13 protein-coding genes are annotated in these 15,511 nt (G+C 72.5%); 6 read left to right on the top strand and 7 right to left on the bottom strand.

Annotation, left to right across the window (positions count from 1 at the left end):
* Window positions 1-78 precede the first annotated feature (78 nt).
* From ACFC96_RS42025 to lnt, 3 genes are read right to left on the bottom strand one after another with little or no spacing between them, the layout of a single operon-like run.
* Window positions 79-870 (bottom strand): 3-hydroxybutyrate dehydrogenase, encoded by a 792-nt coding sequence (locus tag ACFC96_RS42025; RefSeq protein ID WP_376252513.1) that lies wholly within the window; start codon window positions 868-870, stop codon window positions 79-81.
* Between the two features lie 55 nt (window positions 871-925).
* Window positions 926-1,405 (bottom strand): NUDIX domain-containing protein, encoded by a 480-nt coding sequence (locus ACFC96_RS42020; RefSeq protein ID WP_376252511.1) that lies wholly within the window; start codon window positions 1,403-1,405, stop codon window positions 926-928.
* A gap of 9 nt (window positions 1,406-1,414) precedes the next feature.
* On the bottom strand, window positions 1,415-3,013 hold the full coding sequence (gene lnt, locus ACFC96_RS42015) for an apolipoprotein N-acyltransferase (protein WP_376617722.1): 1,599 nt from the start codon (window positions 3,011-3,013) through the stop codon (window positions 1,415-1,417).
* A gap of 223 nt (window positions 3,014-3,236) precedes the next feature.
* Here lnt and ACFC96_RS42010 point away from each other — a divergent pair, with 223 nt between their 5' ends.
* The gene (locus tag ACFC96_RS42010) at window positions 3,237-4,307 is read left to right on the top strand and encodes an O-antigen ligase family protein (protein ID WP_376617720.1); all 1,071 of its coding nucleotides are present in this window, start codon (window positions 3,237-3,239) and stop codon (window positions 4,305-4,307) included.
* 14 nt (window positions 4,308-4,321) lie between these two features.
* Here ACFC96_RS42010 and ACFC96_RS42005 read toward each other — a convergent pair whose 3' ends face one another.
* Window positions 4,322-4,873, bottom strand: a complete 552-nt coding sequence (locus tag ACFC96_RS42005) for a hypothetical protein (protein ID WP_376252502.1) — start codon at window positions 4,871-4,873, stop codon at window positions 4,322-4,324.
* Between the two features lie 105 nt (window positions 4,874-4,978).
* Window positions 4,979-5,767 (bottom strand): glutamate racemase, encoded by a 789-nt coding sequence (locus ACFC96_RS42000; protein WP_376617718.1) that lies wholly within the window; start codon window positions 5,765-5,767, stop codon window positions 4,979-4,981.
* 58 nt (window positions 5,768-5,825) lie between these two features.
* Between ACFC96_RS42000 and ACFC96_RS41995 the strand changes: the two genes are divergently transcribed.
* The gene (locus tag ACFC96_RS41995; protein WP_376617717.1) at window positions 5,826-7,001 is read left to right on the top strand and encodes a glycosyltransferase; all 1,176 of its coding nucleotides are present in this window, start codon (window positions 5,826-5,828) and stop codon (window positions 6,999-7,001) included.
* A gap of 13 nt (window positions 7,002-7,014) precedes the next feature.
* On the opposite strand, the gene ACFC96_RS41990 is transcribed toward ACFC96_RS41995, so the two are convergent.
* Window positions 7,015-8,292: a TerD family protein gene (locus ACFC96_RS41990; RefSeq protein ID WP_376617715.1), complete on the bottom strand. Its 1,278-nt coding sequence runs from the start codon at window positions 8,290-8,292 to the stop codon at window positions 7,015-7,017.
* A gap of 259 nt (window positions 8,293-8,551) precedes the next feature.
* Here ACFC96_RS41990 and ACFC96_RS41985 point away from each other — a divergent pair, with 259 nt between their 5' ends.
* The 4 genes from ACFC96_RS41985 (at window position 8,552) to ACFC96_RS41970 (ending at window position 13,152) form a co-directional block, all read left to right on the top strand.
* Entirely contained in the window at window positions 8,552-8,980 is a 429-nt protein-coding gene (locus ACFC96_RS41985; RefSeq protein WP_376252491.1) for a DUF6643 family protein, read from the top strand.
* A 45-nt stretch (window positions 8,981-9,025) separates the two neighbouring features.
* Window positions 9,026-9,850: an MOSC domain-containing protein gene (locus ACFC96_RS41980; protein WP_376617714.1), complete on the top strand. Its 825-nt coding sequence runs from the start codon at window positions 9,026-9,028 to the stop codon at window positions 9,848-9,850.
* 163 nt (window positions 9,851-10,013) lie between these two features.
* Entirely contained in the window at window positions 10,014-10,628 is a 615-nt protein-coding gene (locus tag ACFC96_RS41975) for a hypothetical protein (RefSeq protein ID WP_376252485.1), read from the top strand.
* A gap of 115 nt (window positions 10,629-10,743) precedes the next feature.
* Window positions 10,744-13,152 carry a right-handed parallel beta-helix repeat-containing protein gene (locus ACFC96_RS41970; RefSeq protein WP_376617712.1) on the top strand — a complete coding sequence of 803 codons (2,409 nt, stop codon included), beginning with the start codon at window positions 10,744-10,746 and terminating at the stop codon, window positions 13,150-13,152.
* On the opposite strand, the gene ACFC96_RS41965 is transcribed toward ACFC96_RS41970, so the two are convergent.
* Window positions 13,122-15,461, bottom strand: coding sequence for a hypothetical protein (locus ACFC96_RS41965; protein ID WP_376617710.1), 2,340 nt, complete (start codon window positions 15,459-15,461; stop codon window positions 13,122-13,124). The genes ACFC96_RS41970 and ACFC96_RS41965 overlap by 31 nt on opposite strands.
* Window positions 15,462-15,511 lie beyond the last annotated feature (50 nt).

Here is a 15,511-nt window from a genome sequence, read left to right as displayed (position 1 = left end):
TACCCGTCGTACGGCCGGCCCCGCCAGCCCTGTGGACAACTCAATCGATCAGACAACCGCCGCCACCCGTGAGGATGATCAGTGTGCGGTCCAACCGCCGTCCAGGACGAGCGACGTACCGGTGATGAAGGAGGCCCCCGGGCTGCACAGATACGCGACCGCGTCGGCGACCTCGTCGGGTTCGATGAGTCGCTTGAGCGCGCTGTCCTGGAGCATGACCTCGGCAAGGACCCGCTCCTCGGGGATGCCGTGGGCGGCGGCCTGGTCGGCGATCTGCTTCTCGACCAGCGGTGTGCGGACGTAGGCGGGGTTCACACAGTTCGATGTGACGCCGTGCGGAGCGCCTTCGAGCGCGGCGGTCTTGGAGAGCCCTTCGAGGCCGTGCTTGGCGGCGACGTACGCGGACTTGAACGCGGACGCGCGCAGGCCGTGGACCGAGGAGAGGTTCACGATGCGCCCCCAGCCCTGCTCGTACATGTGCGGCAGGGCGCCGCGGATCAGGCGGAAGGGTGCCTCGAGCATCACCGTCAGGACGGTGTGGAAGACGTCGGGCGGGAACTCCTCGATGGGGCGCACCAGTTGGATGCCCGCGTTGTTGACGAGGATGTCGGCCCCGGCGGCGCACTCCTCGGCCGCGTCCAGGTCGGTGAGGTCGAGGACCCGCGGCTCGATGCCGCCGGGGGTGGCACCGGCCTGCTCGGCCAGCGCGTCGAGGCCCTCCCGGTCCCGGTCGACCGCTCTCACCTTGGCCCCGGCCGCGGCGAGCCGCAGCGCGCAGGCGCGGCCGATGCCGCCTGCGGCGCCGGTGACGAGTGCGATGCGGCCGCCGAGATCGAGCGGCGCGGTGAGGGGAGCGTGAGGCGCGGTCATGCTCCGCACCCTAGGCAGGGCTCGCGCCCCGCCCGATGTGGTCGACACCCATACTTCAGCGCTCGGACATGGTCTCGAACCATGTCGGCCCGTCTGCGGCCGCCTGCTTGATCCGGAGCAGGCAGAAGTCGCCCAGCGGCGGCAGCGAGTCCAGCTCGAACCAGCCCACCTCGAGGGACTCGTCGTCGTTGACCCGGGCCTCGCCGCCCGTGGCCCGGCAGCGGAAGGAGATGTCGGTGAACTGGCACCGGTCGCCGTTCGGATACGTCACCGGCTTGAGGGTCTTGACCAGGACGACCCGTTCGGGCGAGCACTCGACGCCCGTCTCCTCGTACACCTCGCGTACGGCGGCCTCGGCGGGCTGCTCGCCAGGCTCCGGGATTCCGGCGAGGACGGCCCACATTCCGGTGTCGGCGCGGCGCCCGAGAAGAACCCTGCCGTCGTCGTCGAAGACGACGGCGCTGACGCCGGGCAGCACGAGGAGCTGGTGGCCGACGTCGGCCCGGATCTTGCGGATGAACTCTGGGGTAGCCATGCTGCGACCCTATCCGGCGGCGGATCCGCTCCGGCGGGAGCGCACCACGGCCCAGCCGAGACCGCCCACGCCGATGGCCACGAGCAGCAGCTCCGGCCATCCGCCCAGGCGGGTGGCCAGGGTCAGCGAGGTCCGCTTGGGCACGTCGGCGACCAGGGTGTCGGCGACGAACATGCCGGTGCGCTGGGCGACGGATCCGTCGGGCCTGATGATCGCGCTGACGCCGCTGGTCACGGGCACCATGACGGCGCGGCCGTGCTCCACGGCGCGCACCCGGTCCATGGCGAGCTGCTGGTAGGTCATCTGGCTGCGGTCGAAGGTGGCGTTGTTGCTGGGCACGGAGAGGATCTGCGCGCCCGCCTCCACCTGGTCGCGCACGACGGAGTCGAAGGCGGCCTCGTAGCAGGTCACCGGGCCGATCCTGGTGCCCGCCATGTCGAAGACGACCGGCTTCTTGCCGGCCACGAAGTTGCCCGCGCGGTCGACGTCCTTGCTGAAGATGCGGAAGAAGCTCCGGTAGGGCATGAACTCGCCGAACGGCTGGAGCTGCCGCTTGTCGTAGACGGCGCCGGGGCCCGTCTTCGGGTCCCAGAGGATCTGCCGGTTGCGGGGCGTGCCGTCCTTGGCGGTGACGACGGCACCGACGGAGATGGGCGCGCCGACGGCTTTGGCCGCCTTGTCGATCTCGGCGTACGCGTCGGCGTTGACGTAGGGGTCGATGTCGGAGGAGTTCTCCGGCCACAGCACGAGGTCGGGTTTCTTGATCCGGCCCGCCTCGATCTTCGTGGCGAGCTTCATCGTCTCCCGTACGTGGTAGTCGAGCACGGCCCGGCGCTGGGAGTTGAAGTCGAGGCCCATGCGCGGCACGTTGCCCTGGATGACGGCCACGCGCGCGGTGCCGTCCTGTGCCGCGGTGGAGACGAGGGGCGCCGCGGCGGCTCCCGCGATGACGGGCGCGAGAGTGAACGCGGCGGCGACGGCCAGACCCCGGTCACGCACACCGCGTACGTCCTTGAGACGCAGCGCGAGAGCGGCGAGGCCGAACCCGCACAGGACGACCGCGAAGCCCAGGAGCGGGGTGCCGCCCAGTGAGGCGAGGGGCAGGAACAGGCCACTGGGCTGACCGAACGCGACCTTGCCCCAGGGGAAGCCTCCGAACGGGAAACGGGCCCGCAGCGCCTCGTCCGCGATCCACACGCCCGCGGCCCACAGGGGCCACAGCGGCAGCCGTGAGACATAGGCGATGCCGAGTCCGGTCAGGGCCATGACGAGTGATTCGGCGAGGGCGAGGGCCAGCCACGGAAGCGGCCCGACGTCGACGCCCGTCCATGACAGGAGCGGCAGGAGGAAGCCGAGGCTCATGAGGAAGCCGAGGCCGAAGCCCGCGCGCATCCGCCGTCCGTGGACGGACGCTCCGAAGAGCGCGAGGGCCAGGGGCGCGAGCCACCACAGCTCACGTGGAGGGAAGCCGGCGTACAGCAGTACTCCGGAGAGCACCGCGGCGGCGGCCGGAGCGATCCGGCGGGGCAGGCCGGCCCAGCGCCCGGCGGGCGCCGACTGCGGATCGAGCTGTTCCGGCTCGTCTACGGAGGTTGCGGTGGCGGTCACTCGGGGAGTGTACGGCGGGTCACCTGCCGGGGAACACGGCGGTCCGCGGGGGTCACGCGGGCCGCGCGGACCACCCGTGCAGCATCGTTCCTGCGCAACCCGTGCACAAACCGGCGCATCAGCCGTTACGGTGTGCCCCTGGCCCCCGGGGACGGCCGTATCCGGCCATGACGCTCGGGGCCCGTCACAGTCGGGGGGCGACGGGGTGGTGGGGACCACGGGGATGTCGTCGACGGCCGGTCCGTCGACGGAGTACGAGCGGCGCAATGTCGCCGACGCGGCAGGGGTCTTCGCGCTGGGGGCGTGCGCCGTCTGGGCGCTGATCACCGCGACCGCCCGCGCGGGCAGGCCCGAGGGCGTGCTCCTGGCGGTGCTCGCCGTGGCGGCGGGCTATGCGTGCGGCCGGATCTCCGGCGCGCTGCTGCCCATGGCGGCGCCCTGCGCGGCGGCCGTCGCGGGACTCGGGCTCGCGCTCGCGTCCCCGCACGCGGTGCCCGCGCCCGACACCGGCTCTCCGCTCGGCCGCACCGGTGCGACGGCCGCGCTCCTGGCGCTGTCCACCGGGGCGGCGTGCTGTGCGGCCTGGGCGGCGCGACGCCCGCCCGTGCGGGCGGCCCTGTTCCTGCTGGCGGGCGGCACGGTCGCGGCTGCTGCCGCCGGTGGGTCGATCGCGGGTGTCGCCGCGTGCACGGGGGTGCTGCTGTGCTCTCTCGCCTCGGTGACGATGCGGCACCACAGGGGTCTCGGCCTCGCCGGTCTCGGCGTGATGACGGGGCTGGTGACCGGACTCTCCCTGGCGCTGCTGAAGGGTGTGCTGCCCTCGGGGCTCTCCGCTTTCCTGGAGGGGCAGCTCTCGCAGCACCGGATTCTTCTGTGGCAGGACGCGTTGCGGCAGGCCGAGTCCGATCCGGGCCTCGGTGTGGGTCCCGGCCGCTTCGGGGAGCTCAGCCCCACGGTCGGCGAGACGCTGCTGCCCGACGGCAAGCCGCACTCGGCCCCGCTCCAGCAGGCCGCCGAGCAGGGACTCGTGGGCGTCTGCCTGCTGGCCGCGGTGTTCTGCTGGCTCCTGTACGTCCTGTGGAGGTCGGCGCGCTCCACGCAGGCGGTCCTGACGGCGGGCGCGGCGCTGGCCGCTCTCGCCGGCCTGGCGACGCTCGGCAACGCCCTGAGCTTCACCACCGTCACCGCGGGCGCGGGCCTGCTCGCGGGGGTGGCGACGGCGAGACCCTGGGGCGACGAGCCCTCGGACAGCACCACGGCCGCCCCGGTACGTGTCCGGGGCGGCCGTGTGTAGGTGCGCGGGTGCCGTCAGGCGGCGGGGCCGACAGACGTCGGTTTGAGCCGGGCGTGGATGGCGCGCACCGCGGACTCGGCGTTGTCCACGGTCACCGTGAACTTCCTGCCGTCGCCCAGGATCAGCACGACTCCCTCGCCGCGTCGGACGATGACGGCCGTGCCCTGCTCGGGACGCCACCGATACCCCCAGCCGCCCCACTGGCGGGGCGTGACGCGGGGTTCGAACTCGGCTCCCACGACATGGGCGAGCAGGATGCGGCGGCGTGGCACTCCCATGTGGCCACACCGCACTTCCAGGCAGTGTTCGTCGACCTTCACGGCCACATGGACGAAGGCAAGGGTCCCGAAGAGGATCAGTAGACCCGCGGCGATGCAGCCGACGACCGACATCACCAGCGCGGCGATACCGGAAGTCCACTGGGAAGCCACGGCGAGCTCGATGCCGAGCGCCACACACGCGGCGCCGCCCAGCGCTGCCAGCCACTGCACGCGATTGCGTGCACGGCCTGTCCAGACCTCGGGCGCGACGGACGCGCGCCGCTCACTGCCGGAGTGGTCCCTCATGAAACTGAGACTACTCATGTTCCGCAGTGAAGGCACTGTGCAGCGGAGAGTGATTGCCCCCGGCCCCGGGACGCCTGGGCCGTGCCCGGAACCCGGGCGCCGCCGTCACTGTGCGTGGCTGACGGCGGCCTGGAGCAGCCGGCCCTCCGCGTACGCGAGTGCGGCGGGCGGCAGCGCGGAGGTGCGGCCGCTGAGGATGACGGTGAGGGTGCCCTGCGCACCGCTCTCGGCGTCGGGACCGGCGACGATCCTGCGCAGCGCCTGCGCGGCGACGGCCCCGGCGCTGCCGTGCAGGACGAGCGGTGGCATGCCGGGCTGCTGGACGGCGGCGCGGATGCGTTCCGCCACGAGTTCGTAATGGGTGCAGCCCAGGACCACGGCCCTTACATCGGTCGGGGTGAGCGCGGCGGCGGCCGCGATCGTCCTGTCGATGGCGTCCTCGTCCGCGTGCTGCACGGCGTCGGCGAGGCCCGGGCAGGGCACCTCGGTGACCTCGACCCCGTCCGCGAAGTCCCGGATCAGTCCCCGCTGATAGGGGCTTCCGGTGGTGGCGGGAGTGGCCCAGATGGCGACAGGTCCGGCGCCGGCGGCGGCGGGCTTGATCGCGGGGACCGTGCCGATGACGGGGATGCCGGGTTCGAGGCGGGCCCGCAGGGCCGGGAGGGCGTGGACGGAGGCGGTGTTGCACGCCACGATCAGCGCCTCGGGACGGTGCTCCGCGGCGGCCTCGGCGACGGCCAGGGCCCTCTCGGTGACGTCTCGCACGCTGCGCGGCCCCCAGGGCATCCCGTCGGGGTCGGAGGACAGGACGAGGTCGGCGTCGGGCCGCAGGCGCCGTACCGCGGCAGCGGCCGCGATGAGTCCGATTCCCGAGTCCATCAGCGCGATCTTCACCCGGAAACCATAGACGATCGCCCTCACACCAAGGGTGTGGTGGGGCAGACTGCGGCGGATGGACGCCGTTGTGTGGGTCACCGCAGCATCACTGGCCGCGTGGGTGTGGCTGCTGGTCGGACAGGGCTTCTTCTGGCGCACGGATCTGCGGCTGCCCCCGCGCACGGCCCCTTCAGAGTGGCCTTCGGTGTGTGTGGTCGTCCCCGCGCGGGACGAGGCGGCCGTGCTTGCGGAGAGCCTGCCCTCGCTCCTCGCGCAGGACTATCCGGGGCGCGCCGAGATCTTCCTGATCGACGACGGCAGCACGGACGGCACGGGAGCTCTGGCCGGCGAGCTGGCCCTGCGCCACGGCGGGCTGCCCCTCACGGTCGACTCGCCGGGCGAGCCGCCGGCGGGCTGGACCGGCAAGCTGTGGGCGGTGCGGCACGGTATCGGCCTGGCACGCGCGCGTGACCCCGAGTTCCTGCTGCTCACCGACGCCGACATCGCGCATGCGCCCGACAGCCTCCGGGAGCTGGTGGCCGCGGCCCGCACCGGCGGGTTCGACCTCGTCTCGCTGATGGCGCGGTTGCGCGTGGAGAGCGTGTGGGAGCGGCTCGTCGTCCCGGCCTTCGTGTACTTCTTCGCCCAGCTGTACCCGTTCCGCCGGATCGCGCGGAAGGGCTCGCGCACGGCGGCCGCAGCCGGCGGCTGCGTGCTGCTGCGCGCCGAAGCTGCCGACCGCGCGGCGATCCCCGACGCGATCCGGCACGCCGTCATCGACGACGTCGCGCTCGCCCGGGCGGTGAAGGGCTCCGGGGGGCACATCTGGCTGGGCCTCGCCGACCGCGTCGACAGTGTGCGCCCCTACCCGCGGCTCGGCGACCTGTGGCGCATGGTGGCGCGCAGCGCCTACGCCCAGCTGCGGCACAACCCGCTGCTCCTCGCCGGGACCGTGGCCGGACTCGCCCTCGTCTACCTGGCGCCGCCGGTCGCGCTCGTCACCGGACTCGCCACGGGCCATGGGCTCACCGCGCTGCTCGGCGGGCTCGCCTGGCTGTCGATGACGGCGACGTACGTCCCGATGCTGCGGCACTACGCGCAACCACTGTGGCTCGCGCCGCTGTTGCCGGGTACCGCGTTCCTTTATCTCCTCATGACGGTCGACTCCGCCGTGCAGCACTACAGAGGGCGGGGTGCGGCCTGGAAGGGACGTACGTATTCCAGGCCGGACCCCGCACCAGAGCGGCAGTAGCCGACCGGGGCGGCTACTTTCTGCCGGGCGTCCAGTTCATGCCCCACGCGTAGGCGTGGTCGATGGTGCGCTGCGGGCTCACTCCGCGCTCGGGCACGAGGTAGCGGGCCTCGCGCTGCACGGTCAGGTCGCTGCCCGTGTTGGTGATCAGTGCGAGCGCGCACACCGTCGACGGAACGGTGCACTCGTCCAGGGAGAAGTCGACGGCCGCGCCGAACTGGGGCTGGAGCGTGACGGTCGCGTGCAGGTCGGCGAAACTGCGGGCGCCTTCGTAGATGGTGACGAAGATGAGGACGCGCCGCAGCTCGCTCTGGTGGTCGAGGTTGATCGTCAGGTTCTCGCCGCTGGAGACGGCACCGGTGCGGTCGTCGCCGTCGAGGTGGATGTACGGCGGGCGGTCGAGGGCCCCGAAGGCGTTGCCCAGCGCCTGGACGACACCTTTGCGGCCGTCGGCGAGTTCGTAGAGGGCGCACAGGTCCAGGTCGAGGTCCGCGTGCTGCGCGACGGCGCGGCCCAGCTTGCTGCCCCACCCCTTGAACTGCTTGCGCACCTCCCAGTTGAGGTTCACGCGCATCGAGCCCGACGTACCTCCCTGCTTGGCCAGGGAGACGGAAGGAGCCGCCTTGGTGAGCGTCACCTTGGTCAGGCGGACGGGCTGCTGCGGGGGTGCGGCCGGGGGCGGCGGCGCGGTGACGGGGGCCGCGACCGGCGGAGCGGGGGCGGGCGTGACCGCGGGCGTGGGTGCGGGTGTCGGCGCGGGTGTCTGGGGTTCGTCGACCGTGATCCCGTAGTCGCGGGCGAGGCCCGCCAGACCGGTGTCGTACCCCTGGCCGACCGCGCGGAACTTCCAGGCGCCCTGGCGCCGGTAGAGCTCGCCGAGGACGAAGGCGGTCTCCACGCTCGCGTCGGCGCTGTCGTAGCGCGCGATCTCGGCGCCGTCCGCCGCGTCGAGGACTCTGATGTACAGCCCGGGGACCTGCCCGAACGAGCCGCCGTCCGCCGACGCGGCGAGCACCACGTTCTCGATCGCGGGCTCCACGCGGGCGAGGTCGACCGAGATCGTGTCGGTCACCCGGCCGTCCGCGCTCCGCTTGCCCTCGTGGCGTGCGGCCCCCGAGGCGTGCGCCGGCTGGTTGTAAAAGACGAAGTCCGCGTCCGACCGGACCTTTCCGGCGACGAGCAACAGCGCGGAGGCGTCCGCGTCGGGCACCCCCACTCCTGAACGCCACCCCAATTCGATCCGCACGGCCGACGCCGGCACGACGACATTCGAACCTTTAGACATTGGCATGTCCGCCCCCAACAGAGATCTCCGGCTTCCTGGTCAACCTATTCCCCGCGGCGAAAGCGGCGCAGGCGCACACGTTCGATGATCACTGGCCAACCGCCGGTAACCCACCGAGAACTCGCCTTTACACGATCCGAACGCTGAAGGACGACCGATTTTGCCAAGTTCGCTCGCATTGGGGATCTCAAGTCACTGGCGGCACGCAAAACAACCCTCTTATCGGTCTCCCCAACCAGCACATCGTGGGCTTAACTTATGTGCCATGACCTCCCCCCGCTCCACCTATGGCGGCGGTTACTACTCCGCGCCGTCCTTCCCGGACACTCCGATCTACGACTCCCTCGTCGCAGAGCGGGGCACGCCCCAGATCGCCCCGATCCGGGTTCCTGCCATGTACGACACGGGCAGTCATCTGCCCGCGCTCCCGTCCGCGCTTCCCGCGCTGCCGGCCGCGCCCTCCGCACCCATGCCCCAGTACGGATATCCGCAGCAGGCGCCTCTCCAGCAGGCGCCGACGCCGTACATCCCGCAGCAGGCGTCCGGGCCCCGCGGCTACGCGGGCATGCAGCAGCCGCAACAGCAGCAGCGTCCGGCGCCCGGCACCGGCTACGAGGCCATGCGCCCCGCGGCGCCCCGCCCCGCAGCGCCCTACGAGGATCCGTACAACCGTCAGCAGTACCGCGGTTATTGATCTCCCGGACATGGGGCTGTCCGTACCTGCTGGCAGGATGGCCCCATGCCGAAAGCCTCGCTTCGTTCGATCCACATACACCCACTGAAGTCGGTTCGGGGGCACGCGCCGCGCGAGGCGGCCGTGGAGCCGTGGGGTCTCGCAGGAGACCGCCGGTGGGTGCTCATCGACGCCTCGGGCAAGGTCGTCACCCAGCGTCAGCACCCGCGGCTCGCGCTCACTTCGGCCGAGACCCCGGACGGCGGCGGCCTGCGCATGTCGGCCCCCGGCCGCGCGCCCTTGACCGTGCCGGTGCCCCGGCCCGCCGGGACGACCACGGTGAACATCTTCGGGGACAAGGTCGAAGCCGTGCTCGCCGACGACGCGGCGCACGTCTGGTGGAGCGCGCATCTGGAGGCCGACGTGCGGCTCCTCCACCTCGACGACCCGGCGACGCGACGCCCCATCGACCCCGAGTACGCGAAGCCCGGCGAGACGGTGAGCTTCGCCGACGGGTATCCGCTGCTGCTCACCACCCTCTCCTCCCTGGACGCCCTCAACTCCCTCATCGCGCAGGGTGATCACGCGGACGAGGGCCCGCTGCCCATGAACCGCTTCCGGCCGAACGTCGTCGTGGACGGCACCGCGCCCTGGGCGGAGGACGACTGGTCACGCATCGCGATCGGCTCCGTCACGTTCCGTATCACCAAGAAGAGCGGTCGCTGCGTGGTGACCACCACGAACCAGTCGACTTCGGAGCGTGGCAAGGAGCCGCTGCGGACGCTCGCCCGTCACCGCCGCTTCGGTGACCAGCTGTGTTTCGGGACGAACCTGGTCCCGGAGACGACCGGGACGGTCCGGGTCGGTGACGCGGTCACGATCCTCGCCTGACGCCCGGCCGCGCGGGGAACCCCGCGCCGGATCACGGTCGTTGGAGCACAATGGAAAGGCGGGGACAGGCGGAGAGCTTCGTCGAGTGGGGTGATTTCGCTCTCTCTTCGTCCTACCTGCGCGTGAGCCGTGCCGTTCACGGTTAAGACGGACGCGGAAGGGGGTGCTGGCTGTGCGGGCAATCGCCGGACTGTGGCGGTGGCGGCACAATCCGCTGCGCCGTGCGACCGACCTCGCCGAGGCCTGGGTCGCGCTGGTGGCGGTGCTGCTCATCGTCGTCGTCGCACCGATCATCGGCGTCGCGACGGGATCCCTGGCACAGGGCGCCTTGATGCAGTCGGTCCAGGAACAGCACAAGAACCGCCGGGAAGTTCCCGCCACGGTCATACGGAAGCTGGCCCAGCCGCCGCTGGACTCCGACCCCGAGACGTCCACGGCGAGAGACGCCCACAGCAGGGTCGTCGCCGACTGGAAGGCACCCGACGGCGCCCACCGCACGGGCCGCGTCCTGTCGAGCCTCAAGGCCCCGCATCCGGGCGACCGGTTCACCCTGTGGGTCGACGGCACGGGTCAGGTCGTGGGCCGCCCGCTGGACAACGCGACAGCGACAACTCACGCCGCGCTGGCCGGATTCGGGACCGCGGCTGCCGCGGCAGGGCTCGTCGAGGGCGCCCGACGCCTGATCGTGTGGCGCATGGTCCGCCGCCGGTACGACCGTTGGGACCGCGCCTGGGACAAGGCGGGCCCGGACTGGGGCAGGACGGGGACCGGCAGCTGAGCAGCCTTCGGCTCCGGTCAACTCAGCGGCTGCGCGCACGCTACGGTTGACCCACCTTCGCCGCGGGGATCGCAGCGAGGACCCGCGTACGACGAGGTGGGGGCACGACAAAGCCATGGCACAGGGCACGGTCCAGGTGACGCACACCGGCACGTCGCGGTGGCGGCGCCGCACTGGGGAGTACGCATCGCTCGCCGCGGCCCTGGAGGCCGCGGGTGACGGTGACGTGCTGACCGTGGCGTCGGGCACGTACAGGGAGAACCTCGTCGTGGAGCGGGCGGTGACGCTGCGTGGTCCGGAGGGCTCGCCCGGATCCGTGCGGATTGCGCCGGTCGACGGGGTGCCGCTCACGGTGCGCGCGTCCGCGACCGTCCACGATCTGCATGTCGAGGGGCAGGACTCGGCGGCCCCCGCTCTGCTGGTGGAGGAAGGCGCTCCCGAGCTCTGCGATCTGCGCATCGTCACGCGCTCCGCGGCCGGCATAGAGGTGCGGGGCGGTGCGCGGCCCACCGTGCGCCGCTGCACCGTCGACAACCCCGGAGGGATCGGCATCGCCGTGCTCGACGGCGGGGGCGGCGTCTTCGAGGAGTGCGAGGTCGTCTCGGCGGGCCAGGCCGGTGTGGCCGTACGCGGCGGCGCGCACCCTCGGCTGGAGCGCTGCCGGGTGCATCACGCGTCGGGTTCCGGACTGTCCGTCACCGGCGAGCACAGCGGCCTGGAGGCCGTCGGCTGCGAAGTGTACGAGGTCAAGGGCACCGGCGTGCAGATCACGGGGCGCGCCACGGCGCACCTCACGGACTGCGACGTGCACCGCACCACGGCGGACGGCGTCACCCTCGACACGGACGCGGTGCTCACCCTCGCCGACTGCCGTATCCACGACATCCCGGAGAACGCGATCGATCTGCGCTCCCGGTCGGTCCTGACCCTGACGCGCTCGACGGTGCGCCGGTTCGGGCGCAACGGCCTGTCCGTGTGGGACCCGGGCACGCGCGTGGACGCCAACCAGTGCGAGATCCACGACAGCACGGGCGACTACCCGGCGGTGTGGGTGAGCGACGGCGCGACCGCCGTGCTCGACGCGTGCCGGGTGCACGACGTGCCGGACGCGCTGTTCGTCCTGGACCGGGGCTCGCGCGTGGACGTCGTCGACAGCGATCTCTCCCAGGTCCGCAACACGGCCGTGTCGGTGAGCGACGGCGCCACGGCCCAGCTGGACGACTGCCGGATCCGGGAGGCCGCGACGGGTGCCTGGTTCCGTGATCACGGGAGCGGCGGCACCCTCGCCAACTGCACGGTGGACGCCGTCCAGACCGGCGTGATCGTCACCAAGGGCGCCGACCCGACGATCGAGCGCTGCACGGTCACCTCCCCCGCCGAGGCCGGTTTCTATGTGTCGGCCGAGGGCCGGGGCAGCCTCCACGGCTGCCGCGTCACGGGCAGCGAGGGCTACGGCTTCCACATCATCGACGGCTGCCGTACGACCCTCAAGAAGTGCCGTACGGAACGGTGTTCGCGCGGGGGATACGAATTCGCCGAGGACGGCCCCGTCGTCGAGGACTGCACCAGCGACGAGAGCGGCGGGGTGCGCTCCGCCGGGCAGGCCGCCGCCCCGGCACCGAGCGTCCAGAAGGCCACGCAGACCGTGGGACTGCTCAGTGCCCTGCCCGACCAGCGAGCCGCGGCACCCGACACGAAGACACCGGCCACGACCCGTACGTCGACGGACGTGCTCGGTGAACTCGACACCCTGGTGGGCCTGGAGAGCGTCAAGCGCGAGGTGCGGGCCCTGACCGACATGATCGAGGTCGGCCGGCGCCGGCAGCAGGCGGGCCTCAAGGCCGCCTCCGTCAGGCGGCACTTGGTGTTCACGGGCTCCCCCGGCACCGGCAAGACGACCGTGGCACGCCTGTACGGGGAGATCCTCGCCTCGCTGGGCGTCCTGGAGAAGGGCCATCTCGTCGAGGTGTCCCGGGTCGATCTGGTCGGCGAGCACATCGGCTCGACCGCCATCCGCACGCAGGAGGCCTTTCAACGGGCGACCGGGGGCGTGCTGTTCATCGACGAGGCGTACGCCCTTTCCCCCGAGGACTCCGGCCGCGACTTCGGGCGTGAGGCGATCGACACGCTGGTGAAGCTGATGGAGGACCAGCGCGACTCCGTGGTGGTGATCGTCGCGGGCTACACCGCCGAGATGGAGCGCTTCCTCTCGGTCAACCCCGGTGTGGCGTCCCGCTTCTCACGGACCATCACGTTCTCCGACTACCTGCCCGAAGAGCTGCTGCGGATCGTGGAGCAGCAGGCCGACGAGCACGAGTACCGCCTCGGCGAGGGCGCGTCCGAAGCACTTCTGAAGCACTTCACGGCGCTCCCGAAGGGGCCCGCCTTCGGCAACGGCCGCACGGCGCGGCAGACCTTCGAGTCGATGGTGGAGCGCCACGCGGGCCGGGTCGCCCAGCTCGCCGAACCGAGCACGGACGACCTGACCCTGCTCTACGAGGACGACTTGCCCGAGCTGCCCTGAGGCACGACGGGCTCGCCGTCCGGACGTGGCCCCGGGACCTCGGGGCGCAGCCGGGCGAGGAGGCGGGCCCGTTCCTCGGCGAAGACGGGGTCGGCCTGGTAGTCGGAGTGGCCCAGGATCGGTGCGGGCAGCGGGTGTTGCTCGGTACGGCCGTAGGCGAGCGGGTCCTTCAGCGCCGGGTGGTCGACCTGGGGGCCGTCCTCGCCGGGCAGCCGGACGGGTCCGCCGATCGGGTCGGTGGTGCGGTACAGGTTGCGCCAGCAGTCGACCTGGCGGTGCAGGGCGCCGAGCGCGGCGGGACCGAAGTGGGCGGGGAACCAGCGCCCGTAGAGCCGCTCCAGAGGCGAGCCGTAGGTGAGCAGGGCGACGCGTCGGCGGACGGTCGGATGCAGCTGCCAGGCGGCCGCGGCGGCGAGGACGCTGCCCTGGGAGTGCCCCGACAGGACGAGGCGGCCGCCCGTGGCGCGGGTCCACGTGGCCATGCGCCAGGTCAGGTCGGGCACGGCGCGCTCCGCGTAGCAGGGCGGCGCGAAGGGGTGCGCGGCGCGCGGCCAGAACGTGCCGACGTCCCACAGGATGCCGATCGTGCGGCGGGCCGACGCGTCGCGGTAGGCGCGCCTTCCCCAGGTGACGAAGAGTATGAAGCCGAGTCCGATGAGCCAGGAGCCCATCGCCTGCGCGGTCTGCGCGGCGCCTTCCACGATGTCGTACGTGCCCTGTGCGGCCTGGCCCGGGACCTGACGGGTCGCCCACGCGCCGAGGAGCGCTCCCGCGCCGAGGAGGAGCGTCACCGCCGAGACCGCACCGATGATCATGGGTGCCTGGTCGGTGAGGGCGGCACGCGCGCGCGTGCCCGCGATGCGGCTGGTGCGGGCGGCGTCCTCGGGCTCCCCCGGGTAGTCGGTCGCGACGGTGGCCGTCTCACGGCGCTTCAGACGGAGGGTGCGCCGGGCGAGTACGGCGCACACCACGGCGACGACGATCAGCAGGGGCGGGATCACGGAGGCCTGCCAGGACAGCAGGACGGGCGGTCCTTCGATCGTGCCGTCGGCTCCCGGTGTGCCGGGGCCGTCCAGCCAGTCGGCGACGCGCTGCGACACTCCCCCGGACATCACACCGCCCAGGGCGCAGGCGAGCATCGCGGTCGCGGGTCCGCCGAGGCCGCGCAGGGCCGCACGGGAGTCGCGGGCGCGGCGGTGGATGGCGCGGGCGACCACGGCGAGCGCCACGACCACCGCGCCCTGGACGAGGACGATCCCGCCGAACGTCGCGTCTCCGGGCAGGCGCCCGTGCGACCGCCACTCGGGGCGTGACCAGCCCGCGTACAGGAACGTGAGCAGCAGGAGGGCCAGGGCGGCCGCGGGCAGGAGGCGGACGACGGCCCGGTCGAGGGTGCGGTCGACGGTGTTCTCGCTGCGGCCCCTGCGGCACACCACCCAGACGACGACGCCGGTACCCACGAGGAGCGCGCCGTCGAGGACCCGGCCGAGCACGTCGAGGAGCACGGGGCCGCCGCTCCCGCGGTCGAAGCGGGCGGCCGAGGTGCCGACAGCGGCCGCCACCGTGAGCAGGCCCGCGGCGGTGTGCGCGGCGCGCAGGCGGGCGACGAGGCGGCGTCCGTACCAGAACCCCGGCCTGCCGAGCGCGTTGGTCGGGGCCTCGTCCTCGGGGTCGGGCTGGTGGGGCAGCGGTTGCTGGGACTCGTACGCGCCCCAGGTGCGGTGGGAGAGGTACCAGAGGAGGCCGATGAGGGCGGCCGGGACGATCGCGGCGAGAGCGAGGCGGCGGCCGGGCTGGCTCCACCAGCCGCCGTGTCCGTGCGCGTCGACCGACAGGAAGCCCAGCCAGGAGCGTTCCTCGGCGCACGCGTGCGTACCGGCGCACTGCCAGGCCACGAGATCGAGCGCCACCTCGCAGGCGGCGGCGACCAGGAGGACGGTGAGGCTGAGCCCCACCAGGCGCACCAGAAGGCCGTAGGCGCGCACGGTCCGTGTGCGGCGGTGGGCGTCGGGGCGCATCCAGTGGGCGAGATTGACGACCATGAACGGCAGGAGCAGCAGCCATAAGGCGCGCGAGCCGTTGCCCGACGTGAGGTTGCACCAGACGTAGGCCTCCGGGACGGGCCTGCCCCGGTAGTCGTCGGGGCGTTCCTCCGCGTCGACGTCGTCGGCACGGCGGTACACCGCGGCCGTGTCGTCTCCGGAGACCCGGACCGTGCGCGGGTCGCCGAGCATCGCCTCGGGGGTGGTGCCCCCTACGCCGTGGACCAGAAGTTCGAGGGCGGTCTCGTCCGCCGTGTCACGCTCCACCGTTCAGCATCCCCCGATTGACGTGCGCGTGTGGTGCCGGAATCAGAATC

The organism is Streptomyces sp. NPDC055955 (assembly GCF_042270245.1).
Taxonomy (GTDB): domain Bacteria; phylum Actinomycetota; class Actinomycetes; order Streptomycetales; family Streptomycetaceae; genus Streptomyces.
This window is presented reverse-complemented; position numbering and strand designations above follow the sequence as displayed.

Excerpts from the sequence above, each read along its gene's own strand:
- ACFC96_RS42025 (WP_376252513.1), bottom strand. The coding sequence starts at position 870 with ATGACCGCGCCTCACGCTCCCCTCACCGCGCCGCTCGATCTCGGCGGC.
- ACFC96_RS42020 (WP_376252511.1), bottom strand. The coding sequence starts at position 1,405 with ATGGCTACCCCAGAGTTCATCCGCAAGATCCGGGCCGACGTCGGCCAC.
- ACFC96_RS42010 (WP_376617720.1), top strand. The coding sequence starts at position 3,237 with ATGTCGTCGACGGCCGGTCCGTCGACGGAGTACGAGCGGCGCAATGTC.
- ACFC96_RS42005 (WP_376252502.1), bottom strand. The coding sequence starts at position 4,873 with ATGAGGGACCACTCCGGCAGTGAGCGGCGCGCGTCCGTCGCGCCCGAG.
- ACFC96_RS41995 (WP_376617717.1), top strand. The coding sequence starts at position 5,826 with ATGGACGCCGTTGTGTGGGTCACCGCAGCATCACTGGCCGCGTGGGTG.
- ACFC96_RS41990 (WP_376617715.1), bottom strand. The coding sequence starts at position 8,292 with ATGCCAATGTCTAAAGGTTCGAATGTCGTCGTGCCGGCGTCGGCCGTG.
- ACFC96_RS41985 (WP_376252491.1), top strand. The coding sequence starts at position 8,552 with ATGACCTCCCCCCGCTCCACCTATGGCGGCGGTTACTACTCCGCGCCG.
- ACFC96_RS41980 (WP_376617714.1), top strand. The coding sequence starts at position 9,026 with ATGCCGAAAGCCTCGCTTCGTTCGATCCACATACACCCACTGAAGTCG.
- ACFC96_RS41970 (WP_376617712.1), top strand. The coding sequence starts at position 10,744 with ATGGCACAGGGCACGGTCCAGGTGACGCACACCGGCACGTCGCGGTGG.